We start from the raw sequence: 1,358 nt of genomic DNA, 5'->3' as shown, positions 1-1,358 counted from the left end.
CCATTACCCGTAATTCTAGACAGTGACACTGTTATTCAAGCCATCGACGCTGCGAGATAATTGATGAAGACGCCCAACAACGAACAAAAGCCTAGCTCTGCTGAAGATAACGCTGTAAAGGCTGAAACCAAAAAGCCAAGCCGTCTTAAGAAGTGGGGAAAGGAACTCGTTTCAATGATACTGATCGTTGGCGTGGTTTCGTTTGCCATGGATTTTTACCACAGCAGAAGCATGCCTCAAGGAGACGCGATACCAATCGTGGGTCAGTCGATCCAAGGGGAAGATATTGATGTTATCGAGCTAAGCAAAAGCGGTAAGCCCGTTATTGTCTATTTTTGGGCGACTTGGTGTAGCGCGTGCAAATTGGTGAGCCCGACGGTTAATAGCTTCAGCGACTCCCATCAAGTAGTTTCTGTCGCACTTTCATCTGGCCCAGACGAACGTGTTCAGCGCTTCTTAGACGCCAAAGAGTATGACTTCCCTGTTATCAATGATCTCTCTGGATCGATCAGCAGAAGTTGGGGAGTCAATGTCACGCCAAGTATTGTCATCATCAAAGATGGAAAGATCAGCAGCATCGCAACCGGCGTTACTTCCCCTATCGGCCTGTGGTTAAGAACCTACTTTGCATAACTCGCTCACTAAGAAAAACAGAGCAGAGCAAATGAACCGATTAAAGCCAATTTAACAAACAATAATACCGTGAGCGCGACCCAAAACGTGCTCACGATTATCAAGAATTAGAGAAAAACAACATGAAAAAACATCTGATTAGCACACTGATTTTAGGCTCACTAATGAGCACAAGTGCCTTCGCTGAGTTAAGCACAGAACAAACCCAGCAACTTGAAGAAATTAACCAGTTCCTGAAGGAGAACCCTTCTACGATCTCAGGGCTGCATACCAGTTTAGAGCAGTACGTAGCTGGCCAAGCGCAAGCAAAGAAAGCTCAAGCGGAGAGTCACGATTGGTTGTATAACAATGACGCTCACCCAATCACGGGCAACCCGAATGGCAAATCAGTAATCGTTAACTTTACTGACTACAACTGCCCTTACTGTAAGCGCTTGGAAAAAGGCTTGGTTCAATTAGCCTCTGAAAACAGCGACATTAAAGTGATCAACGTGTACTTGTCATTTAAGCAGCAACAAGTAGATGGCCTTGATACCAATGCAGCTCTATACGCGATGAAAGTATGGAAAGATAACCCAGCAGCCTTCCCTGAAGTCAACAGACTGCTGATGGCAAAAAGTGGTATTCACTCGAAAAGCTCACTAGAAGCCGTAGCCAAGAAGACAGGCACAGAAGCGCAATTGGACACAACTTCGGAGCAAAGCGACATACTGATGACCAACCAC

2 protein-coding genes are annotated in these 1,358 nt (G+C 45.7%); both read left to right on the top strand.

All coding sequences use genetic code 11. The annotated features are described in order from the left end of the window. Positions 1 to 63: 63 nt before the first annotated feature. Complete coding sequence (locus tag AB4496_RS18390; RefSeq protein ID WP_009844757.1) at positions 64 to 633, top strand: protein disulfide oxidoreductase; 570 nt, start codon at positions 64 to 66, stop codon at positions 631 to 633. A 122-nt stretch (positions 634 to 755) separates the two neighbouring features. Then, on the top strand, positions 756 to 1,358 hold a 603-nt coding region (locus AB4496_RS18385; protein ID WP_372131579.1), incomplete at its 3' end, for a thioredoxin domain-containing protein.

This window comes from Vibrio sp. 10N.222.46.A1 (assembly GCF_041473595.1).
Lineage (GTDB): Bacteria > Pseudomonadota > Gammaproteobacteria > Enterobacterales > Vibrionaceae > Vibrio > Vibrio tasmaniensis_A.
Note: the sequence above shows the minus strand (reverse complement) of the source record. Positions and strands in the feature narration are given on the sequence as shown.

What these genes read in the sequence shown, in the direction of transcription:
- AB4496_RS18390 (WP_009844757.1), top strand. Translation starts at nt 64, where the DNA reads ATGAAGACGCCCAACAACGAACAAAAGCCTAGCTCTGCTGAAGATAAC.